This is a genomic window from Burkholderia sp. Ac-20379 (genome assembly GCF_017104645.1).
GTDB lineage: Bacteria > Pseudomonadota > Gammaproteobacteria > Burkholderiales > Burkholderiaceae > Burkholderia.
Window position 1 is genome coordinate 1 of sequence record NZ_JAAGPF010000086.1, and the last position, 26,626, is coordinate 26,626.

Consider the following 26,626-nt stretch of genomic DNA (forward strand, 5'->3'; position numbering starts at 1 on the left):
CCGGGGGAGGCGGCGGCCAGCGCGGCGCAGGCCACCAGCACGAAGGCGGCACGGCGCAGGCGCCGGGAAGGGCTGAACAATTCGGTCGGGGCGGGCGTGTGGGTCATCGACGGGCAAGAAGTGCGGGCCGGCGGACGGCGCCGGAAGCGCTCATTGTAGAGACAAGCCTTGCCGCCTGGACGACGAATTACATCTCGAATCGCTTCGCGAATTGCATGGCGCGTGGCGCTACAATGGCCGGCATCGAATTTCCGCATACAGGGTTGGACGCATGCGAATACTGCTGGTCGAAGACGACACGATGATCGCCGAGGGCGTGCGCAAGGCGCTGAAGGCCGACGGCTTCGCGGTGGATTGGGTGGAGGACGGCGACGCCGCCCTCACCGCGATCGGCGGCGAAACCTACGACTTGATGCTGCTCGATCTCGGGCTGCCCAAGCGCGACGGCGTGGACGTGCTGCGCACGCTGCGCTCGCGCGGCCACGCGCTGCCGGTGCTGATCATCACGGCGCGCGATGCGGTCGCCGATCGCGTCAAGGGCCTCGACGCGGGCGCGGACGATTACCTCGTCAAGCCGTTCGATCTCGACGAACTGGGCGCCCGCATGCGCGCGCTGATCCGCCGCCAGTCGGGCCGCAGCGAATCGCTGATCCGCCACGGCGCGCTGACGCTCGATCCCGCATCGCATCAGGTCACGCTCGACGGCTCGCCGGTGGCGCTGTCGGCGCGCGAGTTCGCGCTGCTGGAGGCGCTGCTGGCGCGGCCGGGCGCGGTGCTCTCCAAGAGCCAGCTCGAAGAAAAGATGTACGGCTGGGGCGAGGAGATCGGCAGCAATACCGTCGAGGTCTACATCCACGCGCTGCGCAAGAAGCTCGGCTCGGACCTGATCCGCAACGTGCGCGGGCTCGGCTACATGGTCGTCAAGGAATCGTAGCGCGTGAGGTCGATTCGCCATCAATTGCTGATCTGGCTGCTCGCGATCGTGGTCGCGGGCGTGGGCGCCGCGGGCTGGCTGATCTACCGCCAGGCGCTCGCGGAAGCGAACGAACTGTTCGACTACCAGCTCCAGGAAATCGCCGCCGCGCTGCCGTCCGAGCCGTTCTCGCAGGTGTTCGGCTCGCGCACCAACGTGGGCGACGAAGGCATCGTGATCCAGATCTGGAACCGCAACGGCGGGCTGATGTACTTCTCGCATCCGCGCGCGCCGATCGCGCCGCGCGCCGAGCTCGGCTTCTCCACCGAACACACCGATCGCGGCGAGTGGCGCGTCTATGGCGCGATCGTCGGCGACAACGTCGTGCAGCTCGCCCAGCCGCTGTCGGTGCGCAACCGGCTCGCGGCCAGCGTCGCGCTGCGCACCGTGTGGCCGATGATCCTGCTGCTGCCGTTTCTCGGCGCGGCCGTCTGGATGATCGTCGGGCGCGGCATGCGGCCGTTGCGGCGCGTCACGCGCGCGGTGGAGTCGCGCCGGCCGGAAGCGCTCGACCCCTTGCCCGACACGCGGCTGCCGCAGGAAGTGCAGCCGCTCGTGCACGCGTTGAACGGGCTGCTCGCGCGGCTCGCCGCCGCGCTCGACACGCAGAAGGCGTTCGTGGCCGATGCGGCGCACGAACTGCGCACGCCGCTCGCGGCCGTGCAGATCCAGACGCAGCTGGTGGCGCGCGCGCAGGACGACGAAACCCGCCGCGAGGCGCTCGCCGATCTGCAGAGCGGCGTCACGCGCGCCACCCGGCTGGCCGAGCAACTGCTCGCGCTGGCGCGCTCCGAGCCGGACGGCGCGACCGTGCGCGAACCGGTGGCGCTGACCGAGGTGCTCGCGCATTGCGTCAGCGCGCAGGCGGTGGTCGCGCAGCGGCGCAACATCGATCTGGGTATCGAGGAGGCGCAGCGGGCCACCGTCGACGGCGATATCGGCGCGCTGCGCGTGCTGTTCAACAACGTGCTCGACAACGCCGTCAAATACACGCCCGAGGGCGGCCGCGTGGATGTCTCGCTGAGCTTCGACGAGGCCGGCCGCGCGCTGGTGCGGGTGGCCGACAGCGGCCCCGGCATTCCGCCCGCCGAGCGCGAGCGCGTGTTCGACCGTTTCTACCGCGACACGTCGGCGCGCGCGCGCACCGACGTGGCGGGCAGCGGGCTCGGCCTGGCGATCGTCAAGCGTGTGGCCGCGCAGCAGAACGCCACCGTGCTGCTCGGCGAATCGGCCGCGGGCGGCCTGCTCGTCGAGATCGCGTTTGCGGCCGCGCGTCCGGCCTGAAAGCCATTTGAAGGCCGTGTGGCGGGGCTCTCCGGTCTGTCCCTGCTTCGGTTAAGCCTCCTTTAAGACAGTGCCTTTACGCTGCGAATCAACAACGAGGAGGTAGCACGATGAACACCCGTTTCCTGGCGCGCAGCGCCGTTGTCGTGGCCGTAGCGGCTGCATTGTCCGCAACGTATATCGCCGGCACGCATCACGCCGCGCCGCCCCAGATCATCTCGCCGGCGCAGGCCGCCGCGCTGATGCCGGCCGAGGCGGCCGCGAAGACGGGCATTCCCGATTTCTCGGGGCTGGTCGAAACCTACGGCCCGGCCGTCGTGAACATCAGCGCCAAGCACGTGGTGAAGACCTCGATGCGGCGCGGCGGTGGCGGCGGCGCGCAGCAGTTGCCGATCGACCCGAGCGATCCGTTCTACCAGTTCTTCAAGCACTTCTACGGCCAGGTGCCGGGCATGGGCGGTGGCGGCGGCCAGGATCAGGACCAGCCGAGCACGAGCCTCGGCTCGGGCTTCATCGTCAGCCCGGACGGCTACATCCTGACCAACGCGCACGTGATCGACGGCGCCAACGTCGTCACCGTCAAGCTGACCGACAAGCGCGAATACCGTGCGAAGGTGATCGGCGCCGACAAGCAATCCGACGTCGCCGTGCTGAAGATCGACGCGTCGAACCTGCCGGTGGTCAAGATCGGCGATCCGCAGCAGAGCAAGGTCGGCCAGTGGGTGGTGGCGATCGGCTCGCCGTACGGCTTCGACAACACCGTGACGTCGGGCATCATCAGCGCCAAGTCGCGCGCGTTGCCGGACGAGAACTACACGCCGTTCATCCAGACCGACGTGCCGGTCAACCCGGGCAACTCGGGCGGCCCGCTGTTCAATCTGCAGGGCGAGGTGATCGGCATCAACTCGATGATCTATTCGCAGACGGGCGGCTTCCAGGGCCTGTCGTTCGCGATTCCGATCAACGAGGCGATCAAGGTCAAGGACGAGCTGGTGAAGACGGGCCACGTGAGCCGCGGCCGTCTCGGCGTGGCGGTGCAGGGCCTCGACCAGACGCTCGCCAGCTCGTTCGGGCTGCAGAAGCCGGACGGTGCGCTGGTCAGCTCGGTCGATCCGAAGGGGCCGGCCGCCAAGGCGGGCCTCCAGCCGGGCGATGTGATCCTGTCCGTGAACGGCACGCCGGTGCAGGATTCGACGATGCTGCCGGGCCAGATCGCCAGCCTGAAGCCGGGCACCAAGGCCGATCTGCAGATCTGGCGCGACAAGTCGCGCAAGGACGTCACGGTCACGCTCGCCTCGCTGACGGACAGCCAGCAGACCGCCAGCAACGACGAACCGGCCGAACAGGGCCGCCTCGGCGTCGCGGTGCGGCAGTTGAGCCCGCAGGAGCGCGCCGGCACCTCGCTCACGCACGGCCTGATGGTGCAGCAGGCCACCGGGCCGGCCGCCAACGCCGGCGTGCAGCCCGGCGACGTGATCCTGGCGGTCAACGGCCGGCCGGTCACGAGCCCCGAGCAGTTGCGCGATGCGGTCAAGAGCGCGGGCAACAGCCTGGCGCTGCTGATCCAGCGCGACAACGCGCAGATTTTCGTGCCGGTCGATCTGAGCTGACCGAGCGAAGCAAGCATCTGGCGCGATTTTTGCTGGTATAGCGCCCGATCGGGTGAAAGGCCCGGATTCACGGTGGTGCCCGGGGTGCCGCCGTTCCTTTTTTGCAAGGAAGGAGACTAACCATGCAACAACAACACATTTCGAAGTTCCTGCTCGCCGCCGCTCTGGCATTCGGTCTGGTCGGCGGCGCCTATGCGCAGTCCGCGCTGCCCGACGTCCAGCAACAGGGCGAGGTGAGCTACGTGTCGGGCGGCGTCGGCCTCGACGAATCCCACGCATTCCAGCAGGCCGAGCATCAATGGCCGCTGTCGATGCGCTTCACGGGCGCCGGCGGCGAATACCTGTCGGGCGTGCACGTCTCGATTTCGGGCCATGGCGGCGAAGCGCTGAAGGCCGACACGCGCGGCCCGTACATGCTGGTGCGCCTGAAGCCCGGCTCGTACAAGGTGACCGCCGATTACAACGGCAAGGTGCAGACGCACAGCGTCAACGTGCCGGCCAAGGGCGGCGCCAAGACGGCCTTCACCTGGGCCTCGAAGTAAGCGCGACGCGCGCGCAACGGCGGCGGCCTGCGAGCCGCGAACCTTGCGCGCAATCGTTGCATTTACTAGATAATGAAAACCACGGCTCGGGCCGTGGTTTTTTTTCGACCGTCGCCGGCACGACGGCATCGCAGGGTGGCGCGGCGCGACCGCGAAATCGGGGAGAGGCATGGAGCTGAACGACGCGCTGCGCATTCCGCTTGCGCCGTCGGACGTCTGGGCGGCGTTGCAGGATCTCGCGCTGTTGCGGGCGAGTGCCGAGCATTGCGAGGCGCTGACCCGGCTTTCCGCCGACGATTACTCGCTCGCGCTGACCGTGCCGTTCGGTCCGCTGCGCGCGCGCTACACGGTGCGCGTGCATCTCCAGCCGCCGGCGGCCGGCCATCGGCCCCGCCGCACGCTGCTGTTCATCGCCCGCACCGACGGCGGCGGCGTGTTGCGCGGCCAGTTCGAGGTGCGTCTCGGCACTCATCGCAGCGGCGAGGCCGTGTCCACCCGCATCCATTACGCCATCCGCGCGACCGCGGCCGGCCCGCTGGCCGAACTGCGCTACCGGCAGATCGAAGAGGGCCTGCTGCGCTTCGCCGACGATTTCTTCAACGAATTCAGCGCCAGCCTGCTGGCCCGGCACGGCCTCGCGCCGAACCGGGCGACCACCGGGCTGCGCCGCCGTCACGTGTTCAGGCGGCCCGACGGGCTGTCGTCCGCGTTGCGGCGCGCGCGTGCGCAATCGGGGTTCGGCGGCGCGTTGCCCGGGCGCCGGGCGTTGTCGCCCGAGTCCGGTTCCGGCTTCGGCGTGGCCGTGCCGCCGTGGGTGTGGCTTGCAGTGGTGGCGGTGGTGATCGTGGCGCTCGCGCTGGCGCGCTGGCTCGACTAGCAGGCCGGGCCGCCGCCGCATCGCGAGGCGGCGTTTCCAGCGGGGCAGGGGAACTCAGGCGGACGGCGCGCGCCGCAGCGACGGGCTGAGCCGCAGCATGTCGAACACGCCGTCGACGAGCGGCTCCGCGTGCTGCTCGGCATCGATTTCGTCGGGCAGCATCAGCATGTCGCGCACGAAGCCGCTGACCAGCGTGTGCAGCATCAGCGTCGCGCGCCAGGTATCGAGATCGGCCGGCAATTCGCCGTTGGCGACGGCCTGCTTCAGATCGCCCTCGATGTTGTGCAGCGCCTCCGACATGCCGGCGCGATTGCGCTGCAGCAGCGGTTCGAGGTCGGCCACGTATTCGCACTTCATGAACAGGATGCTGAACACGCGTCGCAGCTGCGAATCGCGCTTCACGCCCAGCAGACACCACACCAGGATCTTGCGGATGCGCCCGAGCGGATCGGCGCGCGGCTTGTCGGAGGTCGCCTTCAGTTCGTCGATCGGCAGGAACACACGGTCGAACATCGCATCGAACAGCTCGCTCTTGTTGGCGAAGTGCCAGTAGATCGCGCCGCGCGTCACGCCCGCGTGCTGGGCGATATCGGCGAGCGTGGTGTGCGAGACACCTTTCTCGAAAAAAACCTGTTCGGCGGCGTCGAGGATGCTGTTGCGGGTCGCAAGCGCTTCCTCTTTGGTACGTCTGACCATGGCGGGAGCCTGTATGGAATGTCGGCGCCGACGATGTCACCCGGCGCGAGAAATCGAGTGTGAACTTGCGTTCGTAATCGTCGGTAATTTGTAAGAATTTGTATTGTTCATGAACGTCTTTTACATACATACACGAACGTATATACAATACCACCCACGATCGAAGTACCCAAGCAGTAGATCGAATACCCTCGTGGCAATCAGTTAATATCCCTTTCTGCTGATTTCCCTCCCGTATCGCGTCGCGTTCGTCGCGGCGTGTCCCGGCACGGCGGCTTGCGTGCCGTTGTCGTCGTTGTCGTATTCGTAGTCCTGCATCTCTGGTGTGTTCGATCGGCGCCTCACGGCGCATTCGTGTCGCGGCCCCAGGCCAAGCACTTACTTCTTTTGTTACAAATGAGGTCGTTCCATGCGCGTCGAACGGGTTCCATACCGCTTAATCAGTGTCGCTGCGGCTGCAGTCTTCCTTGCCGCCTGCGGACAAAAACAATCGGCCCCGCCACAGCAGACGCCGGAAGTCGGCGTCGTGACGGTCCAGCCGCAATCCGTGCCGGTCGTCTCGGAACTGCCGGGCCGCACCAATGCGTTCCTGGTCGCCCAGGTGCGGGCGCGGGTCGACGGCATCGTGCTGCGCCGCGAATTCACCGAAGGCGGTGATGTGAAGGCGGGCCAGCGTCTTTACAAGATCGATCCGGCCCCGTACATCGCCACGTTGAACAGCGCCAAGGCCACGCTGGCCAAGGCCCAGGCGAACCTCGCCTCGGTCAACGCGCAGGCCGCGCGCTACAAGGTGCTGGTGGCCGCGAACGCGGTCAGCAAGCAGGATTACGACAACGCCGTCGCCTCGGCCGGCCAGGCCGCCGCCGACGTCGCGTCGGGCAAGGCCGCCGTCGATACCGCGCAGATCAACCTCGGCTATACCGACGTGCTCTCGCCCATCACGGGCCGCATCGGCATCTCGCAGGTCACGCCGGGCGCCTATGTGCAGGCCAGCGCGGCCACGCTGCTGTCCACCATCCAGCAGATCGATCCGATGTACGTCGATCTCACGCAATCGAGCCTCGACGGCCTGAAGCTGCGCCAGGACATCCAGAGCGGCCGGATCAAGACGGCCGGCCCGAACGCGGCCAAGGTCAAGCTGGTGCTCGAAGACGGCAAGACGTACCCGCTCGAGGGCAAGCTTCAGTTCACCGACGTGACGGTCGATCAGACCACCGGCTCGGTCACGATCCGCGCGATCTTCCCGAACCCGAACCGCGTGCTGCTGCCGGGCATGTTCGTGCGTGCGCGCATCGAGGAAGGCACCAACGACAACGCGTTCCTGGTGCCGCAGATCGGCGTCCAGCACGATCCGAAGGGGCAGCCGACGGCGCTGGTGGTCGGCGCGGACAACAAGATCGTCTCGCGCGTGCTGACGACTTCGGGCACCTACGGTCAGGACTGGGTGGTCGAAGGCGGCCTGCAAACGGGCGACCGCGTGATTGTGCAGGGCGTGGGCAAGGTCCAGCCGGGCATGACGGTCAAGCCGGTCGCGGCGCAATTGCCGCCGAACCAGAACGGCGGCGCCGATCCGAGCAGCCTGCCGAGCGCGGCGGCCGACCAGGGCGCGGCATCGGGCGCATCGGGTGCGTCGGCGGCCAAGCCGGCCAGCGCGGCTGCCGGTTCGGCAGCGAGTGCGACCGCGGCTTCGGGCGCGTAATCACAGGGGGCCTGTTTCATGGCAAAGTTTTTTATCGATCGCCCGATTTTCGCGTGGGTGATCGCCATCATCCTGATGCTGGCGGGCATCGCGGCGATCTTCACGCTGCCGATCGCGCAATATCCGACGATCGCGCCGCCGTCGATCCAGATCTCCGCGACCTACCCGGGCGCCTCGGCGAAAACGGTCGAGGACACGGTCACGCAGGTGATCGAGCAGCAGATGAGCGGTCTCGACAACTTCCTGTACATGTCCTCGACGAGTGACGATTCGGGTACGTCGACCATCACGCTGACGTTCGCGGCCGGCACCAATCCGGACATCGCGCAGGTGCAGGTGCAGAACAAGCTGTCGCTCGCGACGCCGATTCTGCCGCAGGTCGTGCAGCAGCTCGGTCTGAAAGTCACGAAGTCGAGCAGCAGCTTCCTGCTGGTGCTCGCGTTCGTGTCCGAAGACGGCAGCATGAACAAGTACGACCTCGCCAACTACGTGGCTTCGCACGTGGAGGATCCGGTCAGCCGTCTGAACGGCGTCGGTACCGTCACGCTGTTCGGCTCGCAGTACGCGATGCGGATCTGGCTCGATCCGACCAAGCTCACCAACTACAGCCTCACGCCGGTCGATGTGACCAGCGCGATCACCTCGCAGAACGTGCAGATCGCGGGCGGCCAGATCGGCGGCACGCCGGCGGTGCCGGGCACGGTGCTGCAGGCCACCATCACCGAGCAGACGCTGCTGCAGACGCCGGAGCAGTTCGGCAACATCCTGCTGAAGGTCAATCAGGATGGCTCGCAGGTTCGGCTGAAGGATGTCGCGAAGCTGAGCCTCGGCGGCGAAAACTACAACTTCGACACGAAGTACAACGGCCAGCCGACGGCCGGTCTCGGCATTCAGCTCGCGACCAACGCCAACGCGCTGCAAACGGCCAGCGCGGTGCGCGCGAAGATCGACGAACTGTCGAAGTACTTCCCGCACGGGATGGTGGTGCACTACCCGTACGACACGACGCCGTTCGTGCGCCTGTCGATCGAGGAAGTGGTCAAGACACTGCTCGAAGGCATCGTGCTGGTGTTCCTCGTGATGTATCTGTTCCTGCAGAACCTGCGGGCCACGATCATCCCGACGATCGCCGTGCCGGTGGTGCTGCTCGGCACGTTCGCGATCATGTCGGCGGTGGGCTTCTCGATCAACACGCTGTCGATGTTCGGCCTCGTGCTCGCGATCGGCCTGCTGGTGGACGATGCGATCGTGGTGGTGGAGAACGTCGAACGCGTGATGTCGGAGGAGGGGCTTTCACCGAAGGAGGCCACCAAGAAGGCGATGGGCCAGATCACCGGCGCGCTGGTGGGCGTGGCGCTGGTGCTGTCCGCGGTGTTCGTGCCGGTGGCGTTCTCGGGCGGTTCGGTCGGCGCGATCTATCGTCAGTTCTCGCTGACGATCGTGTCGGCGATGGTGCTGTCGGTGCTGGTGGCGTTGATTCTGACGCCGGCCTTGTGCGCGACCATCCTCAAGCCGATTCCGCAGGGCCATCACGAAGAGAAGAAGGGCTTCTTCGGCTGGTTCAACCGCAACTTCAACCGCAGCCGCGACAAGTACCACACGGGCGTGCACCACGTGATCAAGCGCTCGGGCCGCTGGCTGATCATCTATCTGGCGGTGATCGTCGGTGTCGGTTTCCTGTTCGTGCGCCTGCCGAAGTCGTTCCTGCCCGATGAGGATCAGGGCCTGATGTTCGTGATCGTGCAGACGCCGTCGGGTTCCACACAGGAAACCACCGCGCGCACGCTGAAGAACATCTCCGACTACGTGCTCAACGACGAAAAGAGCATCGTCGAGTCGGCGTTCACCGTGAACGGCTTCAGCTTCGCCGGCCGCGGCCAGAACTCGGGCCTCGTGTTCGTCAAGCTGAAGGATTACGCGCAGCGGACCGATTCCAACCAGAAGGTGCAGGCGCTGATCGGGCGGATGTTCGCGCGTTACAGCGGCTACAAGGATGCGATCGTCATTCCGTTCAACCCGCCGTCGATTCCGGAACTGGGCACGGCAGCCGGCTTCGACTTCGAGCTGACCGACAACGCGGGCCTCGGCCACGACGCGTTGATGGCGGCGCGCAACCAGTTGCTCGGCATGGCTGCGAAGGATCCGACGCTGCAAGGCGTGCGTCCGAACGGCCTGAACGACACGCCGCAGTACAAGATCGACATCGATCGCGAGAAGGCCAATGCGCTCGGCGTGACGGCATCCTCGATCGACCAGACCTTCTCGATCGCGTGGGCCTCGCAGTACGTCAACAACTTCCTCGATACGGACGGTCGTATCAAGAAGGTGTACGTGATGGCCGACGCGCCGTTCCGCGCCACGCCGGAAGATCTGAACATCTGGTACGTGCGCAACGGCTCGGGCGGGATGGTGCCGTTCGGCGCGTTCGCCTCGGGCCACTGGACCTACGGTTCGCCGAAGCTCGAGCGCTACAACGGTATCTCGGCGATGGAAATCCAGGGCCAGGCATCGGCGGGCAAGAGTACCGGCCAGGCGATGACGGCGATGTCGAACCTCGCGGCGAAGCTGCCGAACGGTATCGGCTATTCGTGGACGGGGCTGTCGTATCAGGAACTGCAATCGGGTTCGCAGGCGCCGATCCTCTACGCGATCTCGATCCTGGTGGTGTTCCTGTGTCTGGCGGCGCTGTACGAAAGCTGGTCGATCCCGTTCTCGGTGATCATGGTGGTGCCGCTCGGCGTGATCGGCGCACTGCTGGCGGCCACGCTGCGCGGGCTCGAGAACGACGTGTTCTTCCAGGTCGGCTTGTTGACCACGGTGGGCCTGTCGGCGAAGAACGCGATTCTGATCGTGGAGTTCGCACGTGAGTTGCAGGTCGGCGAGAAGATGGGGCCGGTCGAGGCGGCGCTGGAAGCGGCGCGGCTGCGGCTGCGTCCGATTCTGATGACGTCGCTGGCGTTCATTCTCGGCGTGCTGCCGCTCGCGATCAGCAACGGCGCGGGCTCGGCCAGCCAGCACGCGATCGGCACCGGCGTGATCGGCGGGATGCTGACCGCGACTTTCCTCGCGATCTTCATGATCCCGATGTTCTTCGTGAAGGTGCGTTCGGTCTTCGGCGGCGAGAAGGAAGATCCGGACGAGGCACTGCGTCTCGCGCAGGCGCACGCGCATCGCACGCAAGAAGGCGGCAACCAGGAACATTGATGACCATGCGAAAAATCGTTTTGACGGCAATGGCGTTTGCGCTCGTCGCTTCGGGCTGCACGATGGCGCCGCATTACAAGCGTCCCGATGCGCCCGTGTCGGGTGCGTTCCCGTCCGACGGCGTCTACGCGACGCAGCCGGGCGCGAACGGCGCGCGCAGCGCCCAGGGCCAGGCGGCGCCGGACATCGGCTGGCGCAATTTCTTCGCCGATCCGCGCCTGCAGCAACTGATCGAGATCGCGCTGAAGAACAACCGCGACTTGCGTGTGTCGGTGCTGAACATCGAGGCGGCGCGCGCGCAGTATCAGATCACGCGCGCCGAACTGCTGCCGACGCTCGACGGCACCGGCACCGGCTCGATCCAGCGGCTGCCGGCCGGCGTGTCGACCACCCGTGCGCCGCTGATCACGCGCACCTACAACGTCGGCCTGTCGGCGTCGTGGGAGCTCGATCTGTTCGGCCGGATCCAGAGCCTGAAGGATCAGGCGCTGGCGCAATACCTGTCGACGGCTCAGGCGCGCAAGGCGTCGGAAATCTCGCTCGTCTCGCAGGTGGCCGATCAGTATCTGACGCTGCAATCGACCGACGACCTGCTGAAGGTCACGGAAGACACGCTGAAGAACGCGCAATCGTCGTACAACCTGACGAAGCTGCAGTTCGACAACGGCACGGGCTCGGAACTGGATCTGCGCCAGGCGCAGACGGTGGTCGAACAGGCGCTGGCGAACCAGCAGGCGCAAGCCCGTGCACGCGCGCAAGCCGTGAACGCGCTGGTGCTGCTGATCGGCGAGCCGCTGCCCGACGATCTGCCGGCCGGCCTGCCGCTCGACAACCAGAACCTGCTGACCGACATTCCGGCCGGTTTGCCGTCGGATCTGCTGACGCGCCGCCCCGACATCATGGAGGCCGAGCAAACCTTGCGCGCGGCCAACGCGAACATCGGCGCGGCGCGTGCGGCGTTCTTCCCGAAGATCTCGCTGACGGCCGCGTTCGGCACGGCGAGCCCGACGCTGGGTGGCCTGTTCAAGGCCGGCACGGCGGCGTGGTCGTTCGCGCCGAACATCGCGCTGCCGATCTTCGAGGGCGGCTCGAACATCGCGAACCTCGACCTGGCGCACGTGCAGAAGCGCATCGAGATCGCGAACTACGAGAAGGCGATCCAGTCGGCGTTCCGCGAAGTGTCGGATGGCCTTGCTGCACGCGGCACCTACGATCAGCAGATCGCGGCGCTGGCGCGCAACGAGGCGGCGCAGCAGCGCCGTTACGATCTGTCCGACCTGCGCTACAAGAACGGCGTGGACAGCTACCTGACGGTGCTGACGGCGCAAACCGATCTGTACACGGCACAAACCACGCTGATCTCGGCGCGTCTGGCGCGCTGGACCAACCTCGTGGATCTGTACCGCGCGCTGGGCGGCGGCTGGATCGAGCAGACCGGCGATCAGCCACGCGAAGCCGATGCGCCCGTCGACTACAGCAAACCGGTGGCGGCCCCCGCTGCGCCGGCGTCGCAAGCCACGGCGGGCTGAAAGCGGCGTTAGCCGGATTCGCTCGCAGCCAGCACAACGCCCCGGAAGCCTCACGGCCTCCGGGGCGTTTTTCATGGCGGCGGCGCACGGTTTCATCGCGGCTCCACCAACAAAAAACGCCCGGTCTGGACCGGGCGTTTTCATTCGAACGGCGGAACGCGTGACGTTCAGTGCAGGCCGGCCGTGCGCCGTTCGAGATCATGGCCGGCGCGGCGAATTTCGGATTCCGCCTGCTTCTCGCTGCGCACGCCGTTGAACACCACGTTGAGGATCACGGCCGATACCGACGCGAGCAGGATGCCGCTGTGCAGGATCGGCGCGAGCGCGCTCGGCAGCTTCGCGAAGAAGTGCGGCGACACCACCGGCACGAGCCCCAGCCCGATGCTGACGGCGACGATGAACAGGTTGTTGTGGTTGCCGACGAAATCGACGCGCGACAGCGTCTTCACGCCGTTGGCGGCCACCATCCCGAACATCACGATGCCGGCGCCGCCGAGCACGAAGGCCGGCACCGAGGCGACGATCTGCGCCATCTTCGGGAACAGCCCGAGCAGCACGAGGATCACGCCGCCCGTCACGCACACGAAGCGGCTCTTCACGCCCGTCACGCCGACCAGCCCGACGTTCTGCGAGAACGAGGTATGCGGGAACGAGTTGAAGATGCCGCCGATCAGCGTGCCGAGCCCGTCCACGCGCAGGCCGCGCACCAGCGCCTGCTGATCCACCGGCCGGTCGACCATGTCGCCGACCGCGAGGAACATGCCGGTCGATTCGATGAACGTGACGAACATCACGATCACCATGGTTGCGATCGAGAGCGTGTCGAAGTGCGGCAGGCCGAAGTGGAACGGCATCACGAAGCCGACCCACGGCGCGGCGGTGACGCCGTCGAGATCGACGCGGCCGAGCGCCAGCGCGATCGCGAAGCCCGCCACGATGCCGAGCAGCACCGCGATGTTCGCGACGAAGCCGCGGCCGAACTTGTTGATCAGCAGGATCAGCACCAGCACCAGCAGCGACAGGCCGAGGAACAGCGGGTTGCCGTATTCGGGGTTGCCCACGCCGCCGGCCGCCCAGTTGATGCCGACGCCCATCAGCGACAGCCCGATCACGGCGATCACCGTGCCGACCACCACCGGCGGGAAGAATCGCAGCAGCTTGCCGATCACCGGCGCGATCACGATGCCGATCACGCCGGCCGCGATGGTCGAGCCGAACACGTCGAGGATGCCGAGGCTCGGATTGGTGCCGATCGCCACCAGCGGGCCGACCGAGGCGAACGTGCAGCCCATGATGACCGGCAGGCGGATGCCGAAGATCCACACGCCGAGCGTCTGGATCAGCGTCGCGATGCCGCACGCGAACAGGTCGGCGCTGATCAGGAACGCCACCTGATCCTTCGGCAGCTTCAGGGCGCTGCCGATGATGAGCGGTACGGCGACGGCGCCCGCATACATCACCAGAACGTGTTGCAGACCCAGCGTGACGAGCTTGCCGGCGGGCAGGATTTCGTCGCACGGATGGACCGTGTTCGATTGCATCTGTCTCACTCCATGATCGTGTTGTCGGTGTGGTGTGACGTTATGCGGATCGCCGGACGCCAACAAGAGCACTGGGCGCTATTCCCCGATTTGCAGGCGGGATATGCGATTTTCGCTAGTGGATGCGGGGAAATCATGATGGATGGGCGGCTGGAGTGGGATTCACGGAATTTATATCCAGTCAAAAACCGCGTGACGCTGTCGCCAAATATCGCCATGGTTATGGTCTGTATCCCGGCTGCCGAATAGAGGGTTTTTGCGCCGTCGCCCCGACCGGATGGGTAAACCCCGACCGGCGCGGATTTTCACGGGGCCGGACCATTTTTCGCGCGGCGGCGGCCGGTGCACTTTTCTGCGTTCGATGTCGATGCCGCCGGGCGGCGCGGCGCGACATCGATTCGTCGCGTGACGCCATGCCGGTTTTGGCAATGGGCGTTTACACTTCCGGCTGGTTCCGGCCGCGCCGCGGGGTAAGCGCGTGTCGCGCCCGGACAAGGAATCCCCAGTTGCCGCCCGTTGCGCGTCGCGCGCGGCGCGCAACACCACCGACAAGGAGCAGCAACGATGAAGACGAAAGCCGCGATTGCATGGAAGGCCGGTGCGCCGCTGACGATCGAGGAAGTGGATCTGGCCGGCCCGCGCGCGGGCGAGGTGCTGATCGAGGTGAAGGCGACGGGGATCTGCCACACCGATTACTACACGATGTCGGGCGCCGATCCGGAAGGCATCTTCCCGGCGATCCTCGGCCATGAAGGCGCGGGCGTGGTGGTGGATGTCGGCCCCGGCGTCGGCACGGTGCGCAAGGGCGATCACGTGATCCCGCTCTACACGCCGGAATGCCGCGAGTGCAAGTTCTGCCTGTCGCGCAAGACCAACCTCTGCCAGAAGATCCGCGCCACGCAGGGCAAGGGCCTGATGCCCGACGCCACCTCGCGCTTCTCGATCGACGGCAAGCCGATCTTCCACTACATGGGCACGTCCACGTTCTCGAACTACATCGTGGTGCCTGAAATCGCCGTGGCGAAGATCCGCGAGGATGCTCCGTTCGACAAGGTCTGCTACATCGGCTGCGGCGTGACCACCGGCGTGGGCGCGGTCGTCTACTCGGCCAAGGTCGAGGCGGGCGCCAACGTGGTGGTGTTCGGCCTGGGCGGCATCGGCCTGAACGTGATCCAGGGCGCGAAGATGGTGGGCGCCGACAAGATCATCGGCGTCGACATCAACCCGGCGCGCGTCGAGCTGGCGAAGAAGTTCGGCATGACGCACTTCATCAACCCGAAGGACGTCGAGAACGTGGTCGATCACATCGTCCAGCTGACCGACGGCGGCGCCGACTACTCGTTCGAGTGCATCGGCAACGTCACCACCATGCGCCAGGCGCTCGAGTGCACGCACAAGGGTTGGGGCCAGTCGTTCATCATCGGCGTGGCGGCGGCGGGGCAGGAAATCAGCACGCGTCCGTTCCAGCTCGTCACGGGCCGCGAATGGAAGGGTTCGGCGTTCGGCGGCGCGCGCGGCCGCACCGACGTGCCGAAGATCGTCGACTGGTACATGGAAGGCAAGCTCAACATCGACGACCTGATCACGCACACGATGCCGCTCGACAAGATCAACGAGGGCTTCGACCTGATGAAGAAGGGCGAGTCGATCCGCTCCGTCGTGCTGTACTGATCCGCGAGGCCGCGACCATGTTCGAACTCGTTTCGTCGCATGCCGCCTTCGGCGGCGAGCAGCGCTTCTATCGCCACGATTCCTCCACCATCGGCCTGCCGATGAAGTTCTCGGTGTACCTGCCGCCCGCGGCGGTGCACGACGAGGCACGCGTGCCGGCGCTGTTCTTCCTCGCGGGCCTGACCTGCACCGAGGAAACCTTCATGATCAAGGCCGGCGCGCAGCGGTTCGCGGCCGAGCACGGCATCGCGCTGATCACGCCCGACACGAGCCCGCGCGGCGCGGGCGTGCCGGGCGAAGCCGACGCGTGGGATTTCGGGGTGGGCGCGGGCTTCTATCTCGACGCCACCGCCGAGCCGTGGGCGAAGCATTACAAGATGGAGAGCTACATCGTCGAGGAGTTGCGCGCGCTGGTGCTCGGCGCGCTGCCGATCGACGGCACGCGGCTCGGCATCTTCGGCCACTCGATGGGCGGTCACGGCGCGCTGACGCTGGCGTTGCGGCATCCGGGCGTGTGGCGTTCGGTGTCGGCGTTCGCGCCGATCGCCGCGCCGACGCGCTGCCCGTGGGGCGAGAAGGCGTTCGCCGGCTATCTCGGCGACGATCGCGAGGCGTGGAAGGAGCACGACGCCACCGAGCTGGTGGCGCGCAGCGATGCGCCGCGCTATGCCGACGGCATCCTGATCGATCAGGGCCTGGCGGATCAATTCCTGGCGAACCAGCTCAATCCCGATCTGTTCGAGGCCGCGTGCCGCGAGGCCGAGCAGCCGGTCACGCTGCGCAGCCACGAAGGCTACGATCACGGCTACTACTTCATCTCGACGTTCATCGCCGATCACATCGCGCATCACGCGAAGACGCTGCTGGCCGAATAAGCCACCGGTACGTCGGAAAGACAAAGCCCGCGGCACGATCGCTCGTGCCGCGGGCTTTTTTTCATGCGCCGCGACGTTCGGTGCGCGGCGGGCAGACGGTGGCGCGCTACGCGGTCAGGCGACCGCGCGATGCCGCCCCAGCAGGCTCGCCGCGTAGGCCAGCGCCGACAGCGCCGTGATCCAGAAGCTGGTGGGCCAGTCGGTGTAGTAGGCGAGCGTCACGCCGAACCAGGCTTCGCCGAGCGCGAGCAGCGCCGCGAGCGCGACGCCGGTGGACAGCCGCGTGCTGAGGTTCTGCGCGGCGGCGGCCGGGCCGACCAGCAGCGTGAACACCAGCAGCACGCCGACGATCTGCGTGCAGGCCGCCACGGCCAGCGCGCAAATGGCCAGGAACAGCACCGACACGAGGCGCAGCGACACGCCCTTGGCCTCGGCCAGCTCGGGTTGCAGCGAGGCGAACATCAACGGACGCAGGATCGCGGCCAGCGCGATCAGGCTGACCGCGCCGATGCCGGCCAGCACCATCAGCGTGTCGTGGCTCACGCCTAGCACGTTGCCGAACAGCAGCGCCGTGACCTGGGTGGCGTAGCTCGTGTAGAAATGCAGGAACAGCAGCCCCGCGCCGAGCGCGAGCGACAGCGTCACGCCGATCGCCACGTCGCGGCCCGCGAGCCGTTCGCCGAGCGCGCCCATCGCCACGCCGGCCGCGAGCGTGAAGCCCACCATGCCCCAGATCGGCGACACGCCGAGCAGCACCGCGCCGGTCGCGCCGGTGAAGCCCACATGCGAGAGCGCATGGCCGGCGAAGGTCTGCCCGCGCATCACGAGGAAATAGCCCACCACGCCGGCCAGCACCGCGACGATGCCCGACGCGATGAACGCGTTGACCATGAATTCGTATTCAAACATCGTGCTGGTGTCCGTCGTGCGAATGAGCGTGGTGGCCGTGGCCGCCATGCGAGTGCGAATGGCCGTGCCCGCCTTCGTCCTCGTGTCCGTGATCGTGTTTTTCCACCTCGACGTCGCCCGACATCACGAAGATGCGGCCGTTCACGCGCATCACGTCGATCGGCGAGCCGTACAGGCGCGACAGCACCGGCTTGGTGATGACCTCGTCGACCGTGCCGAGCGCGGCCGTGCCGTTGCCGAGGTAGAGCACGCGGTCGAGCGCGTTGAGCAGCGGATTCAGTTCGTGCGCGGAGAACAGCACGGTGATGCCGAGCTCCTGCTGCACACGCCGCACCAGTTCGACCACGCCGCGCTGGTGGTGCGGGTCGAGGCTGATCAGCGGCTCGTCGAGCAGCAGCAGCTTCGGCGCGCCGAGCAGGCATTGCGCGAGCAGCAGGCGCTGGCGCTCGCCGCCCGACAACTCGAACAGCGGGCGCTGCGCGAGCGCCGTGGCGCCGACCAGGTCGAGCACGCGCGCCACGTCGGCGCGCGTGTCGCGGCTCGGGCTCGGCAGGCCCCAGCGATGGCCGTCGGCGGCCATCGCGACGAAATCGTAGCCGCGCACGCGGCGCCCGGCCAGCGCGCTGCGGATCTGCGGCATGTAGCCGATGGCGGGATTGCCGCGCGCCACCGGCGCGCCGGCCACCGAAATCGCGCCCTGCGCGGCCGGCACGAGGCCGAGCACGGCGCGCATCAAGGTGGTCTTGCCGGCGCCGTTCGGACCGAGCACGCCGACGAATTCGCCGGCGCCCACGGTCAGGCTCACGTCGCGCAGGATCGTGCGTCCGCCCAGTTCGAGCGTGACGCGATCGAGTGCGAGCGCGGGTTGGGAAAGGATCATGGAATCAATGTTTGGCCAGCGCGGCGCTCAGCGCATCGAGCTGCGTGAGCATCCACTGCTGGAAGTTCTTGCCGGCCGGTTCCGTCTCCGTGACGCTGAAGGTGGGCACCGAGGCGTCCTTCGCGATCTTCAGCATCCGCTTCGTCATCGGCTCCTCGGCCTGGCTGTTGTAGATCAGCGCCTTCACCTTGCGGTTGCGCAGATCGCTCTCGAACGCGGCGATGTCCGACGCGCTCGCTTCCGTGTCGTTCATGGTGGCGAGCTGGAAGCTCAGGTTGCGCATGTCGAGGCCGATCGCGTCCGACATGTAGCCGAACACCGGCTCGGTGGCCGTGACCGGCACGCCCTTGTACTGCGCGCGCAGCGCGGCGACCTTCGCGTCGATCGGCTTGAGCGAGGCGAGGAAGCTGGCGAGGTTCGCGTCGTACTGGGCCTTGTGGGCCGGATCGGCTTCCGACAGCGCCGCGTCGATCGCCTTCGCGGCCGCCGGCATGGTGGCGGGATCGTACCAGAGATGCGGGTTGTCGCCGGCCTTCTTGCCGACCAGATCGGCCACCACGATGGTCTTGCGCTTGGCGTTCTTCGAGGCCGACAGCAGCTTGTCCATCCACGGATCGTAGGCCGCGCCGTTGTAGATCACCAGGTTCGCGTGCTGGAGCGCGCGCGCCGTCTTCGGGCTGGCTTCGAACAGGTGCGGATCCTGATCAGGATTGCTGAGGATGCTGGACACGACGACGTTCGCCCCGCCGATCTGCTTGACCACGTCGCCGTAGAAATTCTCGGCGGCCACCACTTGCACCTTGGCGGTCTGGGCGAAGGCCGGCGCGGCGATCGAGAGCGCGGCGCAGCTGGCGGCGAGCCAGCGGGTCAGGCGGAAACGGGCGCGCAGCGGCGCGCGCGACGAGGCGGCGAATGTCATGCTTGGTCCTTGACGGGGTAGGCAAACCGCACGCCCGGACGGGCGCGCGGCGGGGCGGGTCACGCGTGGGGCGCGCCCTTCGGATGGGTCTTGCATTCGCCGCACAGGCCGGTCAGTTCGACCACCTGCTTGTGCATCTCGAAGCCGTGAGCCGATTCGCAGGACGAGAGCTGCTGCGCCAGGTCGGCGCCCGGAATCTCGACCGTGTCGCCGCACGATTCGCAGATCAGGAACTGGCCCTGGTGGGGCGGTCCGATCTCGCAGCAGGCGAGGAAGGCATTCTTCGATTCGATGCGATGGATGAAACCGTGCTCGACGAGGAAATCGAGCGCGCGATAGACGGTGGTGGGCGGCATCCGGCCGCGCTCGGGCGCGAGTTCGCCGATCAGATCGTAGGCGCCGATCGGCCGCTGGGCGGCCAGCACCTTCTCATAGACCTGGCGGCGCAGCGGGGTCCAGGTCAGCCCGTGTTCGGCGGCAAACGCATCGGCGCGGGCGAGGCGGGCTTGCAGGGGTGAGGTCGAGGCCATGGCAGGTCACCAGTCGGATCGATGAAAAACGAATGATATAACGTATCTCACGAATCTGCATGAAGCACCGCAGCAAGCGGCTGTGCGCGATGCGGCAGCGCATCATCGAAACCGGCGTTTTCGCCTTGACAGCACCGGCCCGGTATCCGATTATTCGATCGCAATCTGAGCAAATGATCATTCGCTGGGCGTTAGCTCGCCGAATGCCAAATGAAACGACGAATAACGATATCGGAGACACTCGTGAGATTGCAGGACAAGGTCGCGATTTTGACGGGCGCCGCGAGCGGCATCGGCGAAGCGGTCGCCAAGCGGTATCTGGACGAGGGCGCACGCTGCCTGCTCGTCGACCTGAAGCCGGCGAGCGGGTCGCTCGCGGCGCTGATCGAGGCGCATCCCGAGCGCGCCGTCGCCATCACGGCCGACGTGACGCAGCGCGAGGACATCGCGCGGATCGTCGCCAGCGCCGTGGAGCGCTTCGGCGGCGTCGACATCCTGTTCAACAATGCGGCGCTGTTCGACATGCGCCCGCTGCTCGACGAATCCTGGGACGTGTACGACCGCCTGTTCGCGGTCAACGTGAAGGGCCTGTTCTTCCTGATGCAGGCCGTGGCGCAGCGGATGGTGGAGCAGGGCCGCGGCGGCAAGATCGTCAACATGTCGTCGCAGGCGGGCCGCCGCGGCGAGGCGCTTGTTTCGCACTACTGCGCGAGCAAGGCCGCGGTGCTCAGCTACACGCAATCGGCCGCGCTGGCGCTCGCGCCGCACGGTATCAACGTCAACGGCATCGCGCCGGGCGTGGTCGACACCCCGATGTGGGAGCAGGTCGATGCGCTGTTCGCGCGCTACGAAAACCGCCCGCTCGGCGAAAAGAAGCGCCTGGTGGGCGAGGCGGTGCCGCTCGGCCGCATGGGCCTGCCCGCCGACCTGACCGGCGCGGCGCTGTTCCTCGCCTCTGCCGACGCCGACTACATCACCGCCCAGACGCTGAACGTCGACGGCGGCAACTGGATGAGCTGACGCCATGGCCGAGATCGTCGTCGCCGGCGAGCTGCTCGCCGAATTCGTGGCCCTGAAGCGCGGCCAGGGCTTTGCGGAGCCGGGTGAATTCACCGGGCCGTTCCCGAGCGGCGCGCCGGCCATCTTCGCCGATCAGGCCGCCCGGCTCGGCGCCTCGGTGGCCTATGCGGGCTGCGTGGGGCGCGACGCGTTCGGCGATGCGATCGTCGCGCGGCTCGAATCGCACGGCGTGCAATCGCAGTCGATCCGGCGCGTGGCTCGGCCCACCGGCCTCGCGTTCGTCGCCTATCGCGACGACGGCAGCCGCCAGTTCGTCTACAGCATCGACGGCAGCGCCTCGGCCCTGCTCGAAGCCGCCGACGTGACGGCCGACATGTTCGCGGGCTGCCGCTATTACCACGTGATGGGCTCGTCGCTGACGAGCGAGAACGCGATCGCCGCGATCAAGCGCGGCGTGATCGAGGCGGCGCGCGTGGGCGCGAAGATCTCGTTCGATCCGAACGTGCGCCCCGAGATGCTGTCGTTCAAGCCGATGCGCGCCGCGCTCGAGGAACTGCTCGACGCGTGTCACCTGTTCCTGCCGAGCGAGGCCGATCTGCCGTTCTTCTGCGGCCCGCAGGCGCCCGAGCGCGCGATCGCCGGGCTGCTCGCCACGCGGCCGCTGCTCGAGCGCGTGGTGCTCAAGCGCGGCGCGGCCGGCAGCACGTCGTACGATCGGCAAGGCCAGATCGAGGTGGGCGGCTACGAGACCACCGAGGTCGATCCGACCGGCGCGGGCGACTGTTTCGGCGGCACGCTGGTGGCGAGCCTGATCCAGGGCTGGCCGGTCGACGCGGCGCTGTCGCGCGCCAACGCGGCCGGCGCGCTGGCGGTGGCCAAGGTCGGCCCGATGGAGGGCAACAGCTCGCCCGCCGACATCGTCGCATTCCTGACCCAGCGAGGTATCGCATGTCCGGCCTGAGCTCCGTCGCTGAACCGCGTGCCACCGCCGATGCGGGCCGCACGCTCGGCGCGATCTTCGACGCGAACCGCGCCGGCCACGTGCGCGGCATCTATTCGGTCTGCAGCGCGCATGCGCTGGTGCTCGAAGCCGCGTTCGAGGCGGCGCGCGACGACGGCTCGCCGCTGCTGATCGAAGCCACCTGCAACCAGGTCAATCATCGCGGCGGCTACACCGGCCTCACGCCGGCCGATTTCCGCCGCGAAGTGGAGGCGCTCGCGCGGCGCACCGGTTTCCCGACCGAGCGGCTCGTGCTCGGCGGCGATCACCTCGGCCCGAACCCATGGCGGCACCTGCGCGCGAAGGACGCGATGCAGGAGGCCGCGACGATGGTGGCCGGCTACGTGGCCGCCGGCTTCACGAAGATCCATCTCGACGCCAGCATGGCCTGCGCCGACGACGTCGCGCCGCTGTCCGACACGGTGGTGGCCGAGCGCGCCGCGCAGCTGTGCGCCGCCGCCGAGGCCGCGGCCGAAGCGGCCGGCACCGCGACGGTGTACGTGGTGGTCACCGAGGTGCCGGTGCCGGGCGGCGAGACGGGAAGTGAAGCGGGTAGTGAAGCGGCCGGCGAGGGCGCTGCCGCCGCCGGCCCGATGCCGCACATCCGCGTCACGCGCGCCGACGCCGTGCGCGTCACGCTCGACGCCCATCGCGACGCGTTCGCGCGCTACGGGCTCGACGCCGCGTGGTCGCGCACGGTGGCGGTGGTTGCGCAGCCCGGCGTGGATTTCGACGATCGCCAGGTGCTCGACTACGCGCCGCCGAAGGCGGCCGAGCTGGCCGCCAGCATCCTCGACACGCCGCGCTTCGTGTTCGAGGCGCATTCCACCGATTACCAGACCGAGGCCGCGCTCGCGGCGCTCGTACGCGATCACTTCGCGATCCTGAAGGTCGGCCCCGGCCTCACGTTCGCGTTGCGCGAGGCGCTGTTCGCGTTGTCGTACATCGAGGACGCGCTGGTGGACGATACTGCCCGCTCGCGGCTGCGCGAGGTGGTGGACGACGCGATGCGCGCGCGCCCCGAATACTGGGCGCCGTACTACCGCGGCGACGAAGCCGCGCAGCGCCTCGCGCGCCAGTTCAGCTACAGCGACCGGATCCGCTATTACTGGCTGCAGCCCGCCGTGGCCGCGGCGGTGGCGCAGCTGTTCGCCAACCTCGCGCGGCACGCGCCGCCCGAAACGCTGGTCGCGCAATGGCTGCCGGATGTCTACGAGGCGCGCCGTTCGCACGCGCTCGGCGACGACCCGGCCGCCTGGGTCCGGTTCCGGATCCGCCAGACGATTGCCCGCTACGCTCGCGCGTGCGGGATGCAGCAAGACGGGTGAGGCCGCGCGCTCGCCCGATCGACGACAGACCGTAGACGACAAGCGATAAAACACAGACACAGGAGACATGCCATGCAAGGACAGACGCTCATCGCCGCCGCCGTGCGACTTCTCGCCGGCGCCGCGCTCGCCTCGTCGGCGCTCGCCGCGCAGGCGGCGACGCTGACGATCGCGACGCTGAACAACCCCGACATGATCGAGTTGAAGAAGCTGTCGCCGGCGTTCGAGAAAGCGAACCCCGACATCAAGCTGAACTGGGTGATCCTCGAGGAAAACGTGCTGCGTCAGCGCGCGACCACCGACATCACCACCGGCAGCGGGCAGTTCGACGTGATGGCGATCGGCACCTACGAGGCGCCGCAATGGGGCAAGCGCGGCTGGCTCTCGCCGATGACGGGCCTGCCCGCCGACTACGATCTGAACGACGTGGTGAAGACGGCGCGCGATTCGCTGTCGTACAACGGTCAGCTCTACGCGCTGCCGTTCTACGTCGAAAGCTCGATGACCTACTACCGCAAGGATCTGTTCGCGGCCAAGGGCCTCAAGATGCCCGACCAGCCGACCTACGACCAGATCCAGCAGTTCGCCGACAAGCTGACCGACAAGGCCGGCGGCACCTACGGCATCTGCCTGCGCGGCAAGGCCGGCTGGGGCGAGAACATGGCCTACGTGTCGACGGTCGTGAACACGTTCGGCGGCCGCTGGTTCGACGAAAACTGGAACGCGCAGCTCACCTCGCCGGAATGGAAGAAGGCGATCACGTTCTACGTGAACCTGCTGAAGAAGGACGGCCCTCCGGGCGCCAGCTCGAACGGCTTCAACGAGAACCTGACGCTGACCGCCTCGGGCAAGTGCGCGATGTGGATCGACGCGACGGTGGCCGCCGGCATGCTCTACAACAAGCAGCAATCGCAGGTGGCCGACAAGATCGGCTTCGCGGCCGCGCCGGTGGCCGTCACGCCGAAGGGCTCGCACTGGCTGTGGGCCTGGGCGCTGGCGATCCCGAAGACGTCCAAGCAGCAGGACGCCGCCAAGAAGTTCATCACCTGGGCCACCTCGAAGCAATACGTGGAAGCGGTGGGCAAGGACGAGGGCTGGGCCTCGGTGCCGCCGGGCACGCGCATGTCGACCTACGCGCGCCCCGAGTACAAGGCCGCCGCGCCGTTCTCGGATTTCGTGCTGAAGGCGATCGAGACGGCCGACGTCAACGATCCGTCGCTGAAGAAGGTGCCGTACACGGGCGTGCAGTACGTCGGGATTCCTGAATTCCAGTCGTTCGGCACGGTGGTGGGCCAGTCGATCGCGGGTGCGGTGGCCGGCCAGATGACGGTCGATCAGGCGCTGGCTGCGGGCCAGGCCGCCGCCGACCGCGCGGTGCGCCAGGCCGGCCTCAAGAAGTAAGACCGCCTCGCTGCCGTCATGCGCGATCCGGCCGAGCCGGCCGGATCGCAACGCTGCGGCGCGCCGGGCCACCCCCGGCCGCCCGCACGAGATTCGAGAGGTCCGAGCATGCGACACCTACGTCTTCCCTTTCATTCAACGGCGCCCATGACCGATTCGTCTCCCGCTTCCTCCGAGTCCGCGCGCGGCAAGCCCGCCCGCTGGCTCGTCACGCCGTCGGTGGCGGTGCTGCTGCTGTGGATGTCGATCCCGCTCGCGATGACGATCTGGTATTCGTTCACGCGCTACAACCTGCTGAACCCCGACGAGAAGGGTTTCGCCGGGCTCGACAACTACCATTACCTCGCCACCGATCCGTCGTTCCTGCCGGCGATCTGGCACACGCTCGTGCTGATCGTGGCCGTGCTGGCGATCACGGTGATCGGCGGCGTGCTGATGGCCGTGCTGTTCGACCGCAAGTTCTACGGGCAGGGCATCGCGCGCCTGCTCGCCATCGCGCCGTTCTTCGTGATGCCGACTGTTTCGGCGCTGATCTGGAAGAACATGATCCTGAACCCGGTGTACGGGCTGGTCGCGCACGTGATGCTCGCGCTCGGCATGACGCCGATCGACTGGTTCGCCGAATACCCGCTGACCGCCGTGGTGATGATCGTCGCGTGGCAATGGCTGCCGTTCGCGTTCCTGATCCTGTTCACGGCGATCCAGTCGCTCGATCAGGAGCAGAAGGAAGCCGCGCGCATCGACGGCGCCGGCCCGATCGCGATGTTCTTCTACATCACGCTGCCGCACCTGAAGCGCGCGATCGCCGTGGTGGTGATGATGGAAACCATCTTCCTGCTGTCGATCTTCGCCGAAATCTACACGACCACGGGCGGTGGCCCGGGCAACGCGACCACCAACCTGTCCTATCTGATCTACGCGCTCGGCCTGCAGCAGTTCGACGTCGGTCTCGCTTCCGCGGGCGGCATTCTGGCCGTGGTGCTGGCGAACGTGGTGTCGTTCTTCCTGGTGCGGATGCTCGCGAAGAACCTCAAAGGGGAGTACGAAGCATGAGCGACCTGAGCGCAACCCAAGCCGCGGCGCCTGCGCCGCGCAAAACCGGCGGCGGGCTCGACAAGCTCGGCCGCGCGATTCCCGGCGTGCTGGCCTGGCTGATCGCGCTGCTGCTGTTCTTCCCGATCTTCTGGATGGCGATCACCGCGTTCAAGACCGAGCAGCAGGCGTATTCGATGTCGCTGATCTTCACGCCCACGCTCGACAGCTTCCGCGAGGTGTTCGCGCGCAGCAACTACTTCGCGTTCGCCTGGAACTCGATCCTGGTGTCGGTCGGCGTGACCGTGGTGTGTCTGCTGCTGGCCGTGCCGGCCGCGTATGCGATGGCGTTCTTCCCGACCAAGCGCACGCAGAAGGTGCTGCTGTGGATGCTGTCGACCAAGATGATGCCGTCGGTCGGCGTGCTGGTGCCGATCTACCTGCTCTGGAAAAACTCGGGACTCCTCGATACCGTCAGCGGCCTGGTGATCGTCTACACGCTGATCAACCTGCCGATCGCGGTGTGGATGACGTTCACGTATTTCGCCGAGATTCCGCGCGACATCCTCGAGGCGGGCCGCATCGACGGCGCCACCACCTGGCAGGAGATCGTCTACCTGCTGATGCCGATGGCGCTGCCGGGCCTCGCGTCCACCTCGCTGCTGCTCGTGATCCTGTCGTGGAACGAGGCGTTCTGGAGCATCAACCTGACCAGCTCCAACGCCGCGCCGCTGACCGTGTTCATCGCCTCGTACTCGAGCCCCGAGGGCCTGTTCTGGGCCAAGCTGTCGGCGGCCTCGCTGCTGGCAGTGGCGCCGATCCTGATCGTCGGCTGGCTGTCGCAGAAGCAACTGGTGCGCGGCCTCACGTTCGGGGCGGTCAAATGAGCGTGCCGAACCTCGCGAACGAGGCAAGCAGCGTGGGCGGCAAGGATCGCCTGCTGATCTGCGATTGCGACGGCGTGCTGATCGACAGCGAAGCGGTGGCGGCCGGCGTGCTGGTGCGCGAGCTGGAGGCGCGCTGGCCCGGCATCGACGCGCGGCCGATCGTGATGCCGCTGCTCGGCCTGCGCACCGAGCGCGTGCTCGACAGCGCGGCCGCGCAAG

23 protein-coding genes and 1 pseudogene are annotated in these 26,626 nt (G+C 67.3%); 18 read left to right on the forward strand and 6 right to left on the reverse strand.

Annotated features, from left to right (window positions below; translation table 11 throughout):
- The first annotated feature begins 271 nt into the window (after window positions 1-271).
- The 5 genes from G3N92_RS13905 (at window position 272) to G3N92_RS13925 (ending at window position 5,286) form a co-directional block, all read left to right on the forward strand.
- Window positions 272-934, forward strand: a complete 663-nt coding sequence (locus tag G3N92_RS13905; RefSeq protein ID WP_206128107.1) for a response regulator — start codon at window positions 272-274, stop codon at window positions 932-934.
- Window positions 935-937: 3 nt separating this feature from the next.
- Window positions 938-2,257, forward strand: coding sequence for an ATP-binding protein (locus G3N92_RS13910; protein WP_206128108.1), 1,320 nt, complete (start codon window positions 938-940; stop codon window positions 2,255-2,257).
- A gap of 110 nt (window positions 2,258-2,367) precedes the next feature.
- Entirely contained in the window at window positions 2,368-3,867 is a 1,500-nt protein-coding gene (locus tag G3N92_RS13915; protein ID WP_206128109.1) for a DegQ family serine endoprotease, read from the forward strand.
- A gap of 122 nt (window positions 3,868-3,989) precedes the next feature.
- Complete coding sequence (locus G3N92_RS13920; RefSeq protein WP_206128110.1) at window positions 3,990-4,409, forward strand: carboxypeptidase regulatory-like domain-containing protein; 420 nt, start codon at window positions 3,990-3,992, stop codon at window positions 4,407-4,409.
- 169 nt (window positions 4,410-4,578) lie between these two features.
- Window positions 4,579-5,286: an SRPBCC domain-containing protein gene (locus G3N92_RS13925; RefSeq protein WP_206128111.1), complete on the forward strand. Its 708-nt coding sequence runs from the start codon at window positions 4,579-4,581 to the stop codon at window positions 5,284-5,286.
- Between the two features lie 54 nt (window positions 5,287-5,340).
- Here the strand turns inward: G3N92_RS13925 and G3N92_RS13930 are convergent, their stop codons facing one another.
- Window positions 5,341-5,982, reverse strand: a complete 642-nt coding sequence (locus G3N92_RS13930; RefSeq protein ID WP_206128112.1) for a TetR family transcriptional regulator — start codon at window positions 5,980-5,982, stop codon at window positions 5,341-5,343.
- A 409-nt stretch (window positions 5,983-6,391) separates the two neighbouring features.
- Here G3N92_RS13930 and G3N92_RS13935 point away from each other — a divergent pair, with 409 nt between their 5' ends.
- The 3 genes from G3N92_RS13935 to G3N92_RS13945 are packed head-to-tail and all read left to right on the forward strand — an operon-like array spanning window position 6,392 to window position 12,414.
- Window positions 6,392-7,681 carry an efflux RND transporter periplasmic adaptor subunit gene (locus G3N92_RS13935; RefSeq protein WP_206128113.1) on the forward strand — a complete coding sequence of 430 codons (1,290 nt, stop codon included), beginning with the start codon at window positions 6,392-6,394 and terminating at the stop codon, window positions 7,679-7,681.
- Between the two features lie 18 nt (window positions 7,682-7,699).
- The gene (locus tag G3N92_RS13940) at window positions 7,700-10,885 is read left to right on the forward strand and encodes an efflux RND transporter permease subunit (protein WP_206128114.1); all 3,186 of its coding nucleotides are present in this window, start codon (window positions 7,700-7,702) and stop codon (window positions 10,883-10,885) included.
- A gap of 5 nt (window positions 10,886-10,890) precedes the next feature.
- Window positions 10,891-12,414, forward strand: a complete 1,524-nt coding sequence (locus tag G3N92_RS13945; RefSeq protein ID WP_206128115.1) for an efflux transporter outer membrane subunit — start codon at window positions 10,891-10,893, stop codon at window positions 12,412-12,414.
- A 167-nt stretch (window positions 12,415-12,581) separates the two neighbouring features.
- Here G3N92_RS13945 and G3N92_RS13950 read toward each other — a convergent pair whose 3' ends face one another.
- Window positions 12,582-13,955 (reverse strand): nucleobase:cation symporter-2 family protein, encoded by a 1,374-nt coding sequence (locus G3N92_RS13950; protein WP_206128116.1) that lies wholly within the window; start codon window positions 13,953-13,955, stop codon window positions 12,582-12,584.
- 12 nt (window positions 13,956-13,967) lie between these two features.
- Between G3N92_RS13950 and G3N92_RS13955 the strand changes: the two genes are divergently transcribed.
- From G3N92_RS13955 to fghA, 3 genes are all read left to right on the forward strand, one after another.
- Entirely contained in the window at window positions 13,968-14,204 is a 237-nt protein-coding gene (locus G3N92_RS13955; protein WP_206128117.1) for a hypothetical protein, read from the forward strand.
- Between the two features lie 315 nt (window positions 14,205-14,519).
- On the forward strand, window positions 14,520-15,626 hold the full coding sequence (locus tag G3N92_RS13960; RefSeq protein ID WP_206128118.1) for an S-(hydroxymethyl)glutathione dehydrogenase/class III alcohol dehydrogenase: 1,107 nt from the start codon (window positions 14,520-14,522) through the stop codon (window positions 15,624-15,626).
- A gap of 17 nt (window positions 15,627-15,643) precedes the next feature.
- The gene (gene fghA, locus G3N92_RS13965) at window positions 15,644-16,501 is read left to right on the forward strand and encodes an S-formylglutathione hydrolase (protein WP_206128119.1); all 858 of its coding nucleotides are present in this window, start codon (window positions 15,644-15,646) and stop codon (window positions 16,499-16,501) included.
- A gap of 114 nt (window positions 16,502-16,615) precedes the next feature.
- Here fghA and G3N92_RS13970 read toward each other — a convergent pair whose 3' ends face one another.
- The 4 genes from G3N92_RS13970 to G3N92_RS13985 are packed head-to-tail and all read right to left on the reverse strand — an operon-like array spanning window position 16,616 to window position 19,739.
- Window positions 16,616-17,410, reverse strand: a complete 795-nt coding sequence (locus G3N92_RS13970; RefSeq protein ID WP_206128120.1) for a metal ABC transporter permease — start codon at window positions 17,408-17,410, stop codon at window positions 16,616-16,618.
- Entirely contained in the window at window positions 17,403-18,290 is an 888-nt protein-coding gene (locus tag G3N92_RS13975) for an ABC transporter ATP-binding protein (protein WP_206128121.1), read from the reverse strand. Before G3N92_RS13975 ends, G3N92_RS13970 begins: the two co-directional genes overlap by 8 nt.
- Before the next feature lie 4 nt (window positions 18,291-18,294).
- Window positions 18,295-19,209 carry a zinc ABC transporter substrate-binding protein gene (locus tag G3N92_RS13980; RefSeq protein ID WP_206128122.1) on the reverse strand — a complete coding sequence of 305 codons (915 nt, stop codon included), beginning with the start codon at window positions 19,207-19,209 and terminating at the stop codon, window positions 18,295-18,297.
- Window positions 19,210-19,268: 59 nt separating this feature from the next.
- Window positions 19,269-19,739 carry a Fur family transcriptional regulator gene (locus tag G3N92_RS13985; protein ID WP_206128123.1) on the reverse strand — a complete coding sequence of 157 codons (471 nt, stop codon included), beginning with the start codon at window positions 19,737-19,739 and terminating at the stop codon, window positions 19,269-19,271.
- 243 nt (window positions 19,740-19,982) lie between these two features.
- Between G3N92_RS13985 and G3N92_RS13990 the strand changes: the two genes are divergently transcribed.
- The 7 genes and pseudogenes from G3N92_RS13990 to G3N92_RS14020 all read left to right on the forward strand — a co-directional run.
- Window positions 19,983-20,759 carry an L-iditol 2-dehydrogenase gene (locus G3N92_RS13990; RefSeq protein WP_206128124.1) on the forward strand — a complete coding sequence of 259 codons (777 nt, stop codon included), beginning with the start codon at window positions 19,983-19,985 and terminating at the stop codon, window positions 20,757-20,759.
- 4 nt (window positions 20,760-20,763) lie between these two features.
- Entirely contained in the window at window positions 20,764-21,720 is a 957-nt protein-coding gene (locus tag G3N92_RS13995; RefSeq protein ID WP_206128125.1) for a sugar kinase, read from the forward strand.
- Window positions 21,708-23,087, forward strand: a complete 1,380-nt coding sequence (locus G3N92_RS14000) for a D-tagatose-bisphosphate aldolase, class II, non-catalytic subunit (RefSeq protein ID WP_206128126.1) — start codon at window positions 21,708-21,710, stop codon at window positions 23,085-23,087. Before G3N92_RS13995 ends, G3N92_RS14000 begins: the two co-directional genes overlap by 13 nt.
- A 72-nt stretch (window positions 23,088-23,159) precedes the next feature.
- Window positions 23,160-24,488, forward strand: a complete 1,329-nt coding sequence (locus G3N92_RS14005; protein WP_206128127.1) for a sugar ABC transporter substrate-binding protein — start codon at window positions 23,160-23,162, stop codon at window positions 24,486-24,488.
- A 108-nt stretch (window positions 24,489-24,596) separates the two neighbouring features.
- The gene (locus G3N92_RS14010) at window positions 24,597-25,541 is read left to right on the forward strand and encodes a sugar ABC transporter permease (RefSeq protein ID WP_206128128.1); all 945 of its coding nucleotides are present in this window, start codon (window positions 24,597-24,599) and stop codon (window positions 25,539-25,541) included.
- Window positions 25,542-25,546: 5 nt separating this feature from the next.
- Window positions 25,547-26,407 (forward strand): carbohydrate ABC transporter permease, encoded by an 861-nt coding sequence (locus tag G3N92_RS14015; RefSeq protein WP_339385913.1) that lies wholly within the window; start codon window positions 25,547-25,549, stop codon window positions 26,405-26,407.
- A pseudogene (locus tag G3N92_RS14020) lies at window positions 26,404-26,626 on the forward strand (HAD family phosphatase); the annotation flags it as partial. The gene G3N92_RS14015 and the pseudogene G3N92_RS14020, both read left to right, overlap by 4 nt.